The sequence below is a fragment of the Ruegeria sp. SAZA006 genome (assembly GCF_059613465.1).
In genome coordinates this window covers 589,491-596,529 of sequence record NZ_JBXWSO010000014.1, presented here as the reverse complement: position 1 = coordinate 596,529, position 7,039 = coordinate 589,491, and the positions used below count along the sequence as shown (strand labels likewise).

General features: G+C 60.5%; 5 protein-coding genes and 1 tRNA gene. 5 read left to right on the top strand and 1 reads right to left on the bottom strand.

Annotated features, from left to right (window positions below):
• Both AC2FNZ_RS15025 and AC2FNZ_RS15020 read left to right on the top strand, forming a co-directional pair.
• On the top strand, nt 1-453 hold a 453-nt coding region (locus AC2FNZ_RS15025), incomplete at its 5' end, for an EF-Tu C-terminal domain-related protein (protein ID WP_496841126.1).
• Between the two features lie 177 nt (nt 454-630).
• Complete coding sequence (locus tag AC2FNZ_RS15020) at nt 631-894, top strand: hypothetical protein (RefSeq protein ID WP_496841125.1); 264 nt, start codon at nt 631-633, stop codon at nt 892-894.
• Here the strand turns inward: AC2FNZ_RS15020 and AC2FNZ_RS15015 are convergent, their stop codons facing one another.
• Nucleotides 895-1,599 (bottom strand): lysophospholipid acyltransferase family protein, encoded by a 705-nt coding sequence (locus tag AC2FNZ_RS15015; protein ID WP_496841124.1) that lies wholly within the window; start codon nt 1,597-1,599, stop codon nt 895-897. It abuts the gene before it with no gap.
• Between the two features lie 144 nt (nt 1,600-1,743).
• Between AC2FNZ_RS15015 and AC2FNZ_RS15010 the strand changes: the two genes are divergently transcribed.
• The 3 genes from AC2FNZ_RS15010 to AC2FNZ_RS15000 all read left to right on the top strand — a co-directional run bounded on the left by AC2FNZ_RS15010 (nt 1,744) and on the right by AC2FNZ_RS15000 (nt 7,021).
• A tRNA-Trp gene (locus tag AC2FNZ_RS15010) sits at nt 1,744-1,819 on the top strand.
• A 204-nt stretch (nt 1,820-2,023) separates the two neighbouring features.
• Nucleotides 2,024-5,338: an adenylate/guanylate cyclase domain-containing protein gene (locus AC2FNZ_RS15005; RefSeq protein ID WP_496841123.1), complete on the top strand. Its 3,315-nt coding sequence runs from the start codon at nt 2,024-2,026 to the stop codon at nt 5,336-5,338.
• A gap of 123 nt (nt 5,339-5,461) precedes the next feature.
• The gene (locus tag AC2FNZ_RS15000) at nt 5,462-7,021 is read left to right on the top strand and encodes an FAD-binding oxidoreductase (RefSeq protein WP_496841122.1); all 1,560 of its coding nucleotides are present in this window, start codon (nt 5,462-5,464) and stop codon (nt 7,019-7,021) included.
• Nucleotides 7,022-7,039: the final 18 nt, after the last annotated feature.

Genomic DNA, 7,039 nt, shown 5'->3' with positions numbered 1-7,039 from the left:
ATCGTCGGCATCCGCGACACGCAGAAGACCACCTGCACCGGTGTCGAGATGTTCCGCAAGCTGCTGGACCGCGGTGAAGCCGGCGACAACATCGGCGCCCTGCTGCGTGGTGTGGATCGTGACGGCGTTGAGCGTGGCCAGGTTCTGTGTAAGCCGGGCTCGGTGACTCCGCACACCAAGTTCGAAGCCGAAGCCTACATCCTGACCAAGGAAGAAGGCGGTCGTCACACTCCGTTCTTCGCGAACTACCGTCCGCAGTTCTACTTCCGTACGACTGACGTGACCGGCACCGTGACCCTGGCCGAAGGCACCGAGATGGTCATGCCCGGCGACAACGTGTCGTTCGGCGTCGAACTGATCGCCCCGATCGCCATGGAAAACGGTCTGCGCTTCGCCATCCGCGAAGGCGGCCGCACCGTCGGCGCAGGCGTCGTGTCCAAAATCATCGAGTAAGGCGCATCAGCGCATACTGATGGAAAGGGCGTCCCTTGGGGCGCCCTTTTTCTTATTGGGAAGCCGATCAGACGGTTCCAAGTCTGCCAGTGTTTTCGATTTGATGGTGCCCCCGACCCTAGGCTTGAGAAATCTTAGCCATCCGCCCATCTGCTCCAGATGCTGAATGTCTACGTGATGAGCAACGCCGACAGCGACCTATGCACGCTCGGCAGAATGCCCGAACAGCAGGAGGACGCGATGTTTGGCTTTGAGTTTCTGAACTACGGGGCGCAAATCCTTCACAACAAGGACCTGGAAGATATGCGCGAGGCCATTCTCAGCGATGATGATCACGAAGTCGACTGCACCGTCAGCGATTTTTGTCGGAAACGCAGAAGGCTTGGGGGCAAGCAAACCGGCGCCTTGCGCCGTGACTTTGGCGGAAAGCAGGCGGGCTGATCAGAGCTTTGGTTCCCAAGGAGTGCGACCGACCATACGATCCGCCTCGGCGGTGATATCATTCATGTGCTTCTCGAGGCTTTGGCGCAGTTGCTCGATCTGCTCGTCCGTGGCCTTGCGGGGTACGGTCTCAGTCCATTCGCGGCACAGAAAGACGCCTTCGTTGCGCCAGGGTCGCGGCAGCAGCAGCCGGTCCCAGGTGCCGGCCTCACGGCCATGGCGGGCCGAATAGGTGATGCCAAAAATGCGTTTGCCCGAGCTGCGCGCCCAGACCAGCGGGACGGTCGAGCACACCCGTTCCGGGCCGCGCGGACCGTCGGCAGCTATGCCGATCGAGATCCCCTGTTTCATCTTGCCCAACACTTCACGCGACAGGGCCACGTGACGCTTGTGGCTGGACATGGCGATGGTGTCCATGCCGAAGAGCTTCTGCACCCGGCCCACCATGCTGCCGGCGCGCGCGGCCGATGTGATCGAGCAGATGCGCCCCTTGTCCAGCGGAAAGAAATAGGGCGACTGGGCCAGCCGCTGGTGCCACAGCACGACGATGACCGGCTCGCCCTGCTCCGCGAGCTTGTCCAACTCATCATAGCCGACCCGCTGCCATTTGGTGTTGCGATGGACCATCCTGATGTAGCTGGCGATGCGGCGCGCGGCCCAGTTCAGGGTTGTCTCGCTGTCGGCAATCTTCTTGCGAAGGCTCAAGGGTAATTTCCTCTCGGTGGGCCGAACCTTGTCTTATAGAACTGCACGACGCACGCAACTTCTTTGTCGATTGCATATGTGTCCGAGAAACTGAAAAAGCCTCTTGAGTCCGTCGCGCCGCTGGCATATCTGATGGCGCACCACAGGGGTATAGCTCAGTTGGTAGAGCGACGGTCTCCAAAACCGTAGGTCGCGGGTTCGAACCCTGCTGCCCCTGCCATTCTCCAAGCAATTCAGCAATGCTGCCTCCACGGTCAACCGTGCTGCGCCGGTTTGGTGCGCCAAACCTCTTGACGTGCGGGTAAAGAACGAAAAGGCTGTTCAGTCAGTTGGATAATGAACGGGCCACGGTTTGCGACGCGCGATCTGCGCGGGTTGGACCGTGCCAAAACAATCCGGCGTTGGACAGGCCGTTGGGGGAGAAATGACGGATATCGCCGCTTTTCTGGAGAAGTTGGGGCTGTCCAAATACGCGCCCGCCTTCGCTGCGGCAGAAGTGGCCTTGTCCGACCTCGTTCATCTGTCCGAGCATGATCTGATCGATCTCGGGCTACCGCTGGGTCCCCGGCGTCGCCTGCTTGCCGCAACCGCGCGTTTTGCCCAGGACACGGCCGGTGACGCCGTACACACCCGCCGACAGGGCAAAATCGTGGCCGAGCGCCGGCAGTTGACGGTCATGTTCGTTGATCTCGTCGGCTCGACGGCAATGTCCGAGCGCCTGGATCCGGAAGATCTGGGCGAGCTGGTGCGGCGATTCAAAGAGACTTGCACAACCGCCGTCTCGAAATTCGGTGGTCACATCGCCTGTTTCATGGGGGATGGTGCGATGATCTATTTCGGCTATCCGCACGCGCAGGAGGATGCGGCCTCGCGCGCGATCGAGGCCGGGTTGCAGATTTTGGACGAACTGCCCGCGATCGACCGAAAGGAAGAGCTGCAGGCGCGGATCGGAATCGCCACGGGACTTGTGGTGGTCGGCACCATCTATGGGGACGGGTTGCGGGAAAACGACGTGGTCATGGGGCGGACGCCGAATCTGGCCGCCCGCCTGCAGGGTCTGGCCGAACCAAATTCGCTGATCATCAGCCCCTCGACGCGCCGCCTGATCGGTGGCGCTTTCCGGCTGAAGGATTCCGGCAGGCATGTTCTGAAGGGGTTTGCGGACGAGATTCAGGCCTGGATCGTGGAGGGTACCGCACGGATCGAACGGCGGTTCGAGATCAATCCCGAAGCGGGTTCCGGCCGACTGATCGGTCGCGGCTCCGAGTTTCGCAAGCTGTGTGACAAGTGGAACGAAGCCAGTCACGGGGCGGGTCAATCCGTTCTGATCTCAGGTGAGGCGGGGATCGGAAAGTCGCGGCTGATCGAAGGGTTGGCGCACGAGTTGCAGGGGCAGGATATTCTGCGTCTGAATTTCCAATGTTCGCCGCTGCACTCAAGCAGTGCCCTGTATCCGATCGTGCAGCAACTGGAACGTTCAGCCGGGTTCGCGCCGGCGGATACGGACGCCCAAAAGCTGGACAAGCTTCTGCCGCTGCTGCGGTATCTGACGTCCGAACAACAGCGCCTTATTGCGGATCTGTTGAGCATCGATGCCGATGATGCATTGGGGCCCTTGGACCTGCCGCCGCAGGTCAAGTTGGAAAAGACGCTGGAAGCCGTAACGCAGCAATTGGTGTCGATGGCCCGAAGCAAACCCGTTCTGTTGCTGTTCGAAGACGCGCATTGGGTGGACCCGACCACGCTTTCGCTGACGGATAGGGTAATCGAGCGGATCCGTGACCTGCCGGTTCTTATCGTGGTCACGGCCCGGCAAGGATTCGACCCCAGTTGGGGGCACCACCATAACACATTGCACATCCCATTGACCCGATTGTCGAATGCCGAGGTGGCGGAAATCGTCACGGATGTTGCGGGGGGCAAGCCTTTGCCGGGACCGGTCTGCGACCTGATTGCCGCCAAGACCGATGGGATCCCGCTCTTTGTACAGGAGGTGACGCGCGGCCTTCTGGAGTCCGGCCAGTTGCGGCTGACCGAGGATGGATATGTCCTGCGCGGTCCGCTGCCGTCGCTGTCGGTACCCAGCACGCTCAAGGATTCGCTGATGGAGCGTCTCGACCGCCTGGGTATGGCAAAGGACGTGGCGCAGACCGGCGCCGTGTTCGGCCGACGCTTTTCGGTGGCTCTGGTCGCGGCGGTCTCCATGCTGCCGGCGGCGTCGATGCAGGCCAGCCTGGAACAATTGGCCATGGCGGGCATCATCCAGCGGCCACCGGACGGGGCCGAGGACGAATACCTGTTTCGCCATGCCCTGATCCGGGACATGGCCTATGACAGCCTTCTGCGATCCGAGCGGCAGGTCCTGCACGACCAGGCTGCGGGTGTATTGCTGGACCAGCAACCCTATCTTGCACAGACCCAGCCCGAAGTTCTGGCCCAGCACTATACGCTGGCAAATCGCCCCGAAGAGGCCGTTACTCATTGGCAAAACGCCGGTCAGAGAGCGATCGAGCGGTCGGCCCTGTCCGAAGCACTGACCCATTTGTCCAAGGCGCTCGGTCTTGTCTCAGACCTGCCGAAAAGCCGCGACCGCGACTTGCGCGAGATTGACCTGCAAGTGCTTCGGGCCGGTGTCTTGCGCTCGACTGACGGGATTGCAGGCGAAGCGACAGGCGAGGCCTATGGCCGGCTGCGCGAGCTGTGCCGTCGGGCCCGCGAGACGGAACGCCTGTTCCCGGTTCTCAATGGGCTTTATGCGTTTCACCTTGTGCGGGCCGAGTACCGCCTGGCCGGTGAGGTGGCGGACCAGATCCTGGACCTGGCTGAAGTCAGCGGCCGGACCGAGCACCGGATGGTAGGGCACCGCGCCATGGGGGCCGTACAACTGCACATCGGCAATCTGACCGATGCCAGAGCGCACCTTGAGCAGGCCTGGACCCTTTACGATTTCAAAACACATGGGAAGCTGGCTTATGTCTATGGCACCGACCATGCGGCCATCACAGCTGGCTTCCTGGGGGTCTGTTACAGCCTGATGGGTGAGCCGGCCCGTGCGCGAAAGGTTCAGGCGCAAGCTTTGGACTGGGCCAATGAATTGCAACACGCGCACAGCGTAGCCCAAGTCTTGACCTATACGTGCATGGTGCATCTGTTGCACCGTGATATCGACGCACTGATCGCGACCGTCGCACCGCTGGAGGAGATTTCTCGCGAGCACAGGTTGGCCTTCATGTCGATCACCGCCCGCATGTGGCTCGGTTGGGCGCGGGCGCACCGGACCCCGGACGCCGAGCACATCGCGGCCCTGCGGCAGGCGTCGGATGACTGGTGGTCTAGTGGCGCCGGAAACTACAAAAGCTTCTTTCTATCGCTGATCGCGGAACTTCTGGTGCGTGCCGGGGGGCTCAAGGCCGCCAAGCAGGCGCTGACGCAGGCCGAACTTTGGCGCAAAGACACCGACGAAGGATGGGCCGATGCCGAGGTTTTCAGGGCCCGCTCTTTGCTTGACGATCATGAGCGGAAAGATCCCGAACCGATGCTCAAACAGGCGGTGTCCGAGGCGCGCAAATGCGGGGCCAGCCTGTTCGAACTGCGCGCAGCCGTGGCGCTGACGCGCCACGTTTCCAAAACCGGGGGCCGGCCGGGGCCATGGCTGTCGGATGCCCTGGAACGTTTCGACCCAAAGGCCGACATCCCGGAATTGCTCGAAGCCCGGGCATTGCTTGAAACGATCTCTTGACCGGTACGGAAGCTTTCTGCCAGCTTGGGACGGGCAGAAATGGGTTGATGGAAAGACCGTAAAACGTGCGCGCAGTGTTTTTTCCCTGCGCGTTCTGCATGTTATGCCAAGGGAGCGCCCATCATGCGCAAGATAAGCAAGACCATTCTGGCCAAGGATCGCGTCGCTTCCAGCCGAACGGACCTGTCGCTGCAGCGCTATCATCCGATTACGCCCGAGCAGATACGGGAGTTTGAAAAAGGCCTGGTTGGATCGGTCGTTTTGCCGACGGACCCGAACTACAACACGGATCGCCAACTTTGGAACCCGGCCTTTCAGGACTACCCGGAAATCATTGTCTATTGCGAAACCATTCAGGACGTGCGGGCCAGTCTGGCCTTCGCGCGGGCCCATGATCTGTGGGTGGTCAGCCGATCGGGCCGGCACAGTACGGCGGGGTACTCGGTCAACAATGCGATGGTGCTGGATACCAGCAGGATGTGTTTCGTGACGGTCGATCCAGATACCCCGATGGCCTATGTCGGCCCCGGTACCCCGTTCAAGGTCCTGAACTCGGTGCTGGATTCCTATCACCTGCATGTGCCGGGTGGCGCGTGTCAGGATGTCTGCGTGGCCGGATTCATGATGGGCGGAGGATACGGGTTCACGTCGCGCCTGTTCGGAATGGCCTGCGACAATGTCCTGGGCGTGACGGTTATGCTGTGGGATGGCAGTATCGTGATCGCGGATGACACGACCAACCCCGATCTTTTCTGGGCGATCCGGGGAGGCACCGGCAACAATTTCGGGGTGCTTCTGGAAATCCGGTTCAAGCTGCACAACCTGTACGAAGTTTGGGGCGTTCATATCAAATGGCCGCTGGACAGGGCTGCCAAGGCTTTGGAGTTTCTGCAGGCCAACTACATGAAGGACGGTCTCTCGGACAAATTTGGAGCCTACATCTTTCTGGCTTATCAAGGAGACCAGAAGGTTCTCTTGGTCTCGGCCCTATATCACGGCCCCGAAGACGAAGGGCGCCGGGTCATCCAGCCGCTGCTGGACGAACCCATCGGCGGCCACATGGAAAACAGCAAGACAGGAACCTACCAGCAGATCAATTCCTGGCTGTATGACGAGAAATACGACATCCCGGTGGTCCCGGATCAAGCCCGCGAAGACAAACAGGGCGGGTATATCGCCCGCCAATTGTCGCAAGATGAATGGCAAAGGGTCGTCGATTATCTGGACAGCACGCCGAACGCCTACGGGGCGGTGGCGATCGAGCCGTATGGCGGGGCGATCAACCGAATGCCGGTTGGCAAACAGGGAAACGCCTTCATTCACCGCGACGTGTCGATGAATTTCTACGTTGACGTGTTCTGGTTGTCCGAGGATGAGAAAGACGCCGTGGTCCCATGGCTGGATGGGTTCATGCAGATGATGTCGGACGAGGGGTTCTTCATCGACCGCTGTTATCAAAATTATCCGCGGCGCACTCAGTTGAACTATCGTTGGCTCTATTGGGGCGACAACTTCAACTCACTTCTGTTCGTGAAGCAGAAATTCGACCCCCAGAACTTCTTTCACTACCAGCAGAGTATTTCTCCGGTTCCGGACGACGCGCCGCCGGACATCATTCGGGACAAGTCGACTCCGTTCTTCTCGGACCCGACGATTACCTATCAAGGCTATTCGTACCCCTGAAAACGGGTTGCGGACCGG

Excerpts from the sequence above, each read along its gene's own strand:
- AC2FNZ_RS15020 (WP_496841125.1), top strand. The coding sequence starts at position 631 with ATGAGCAACGCCGACAGCGACCTATGCACGCTCGGCAGAATGCCCGAA.
- AC2FNZ_RS15005 (WP_496841123.1), top strand. The coding sequence starts at position 2,024 with ATGACGGATATCGCCGCTTTTCTGGAGAAGTTGGGGCTGTCCAAATAC.
- AC2FNZ_RS15000 (WP_496841122.1), top strand. The coding sequence starts at position 5,462 with ATGCGCAAGATAAGCAAGACCATTCTGGCCAAGGATCGCGTCGCTTCC.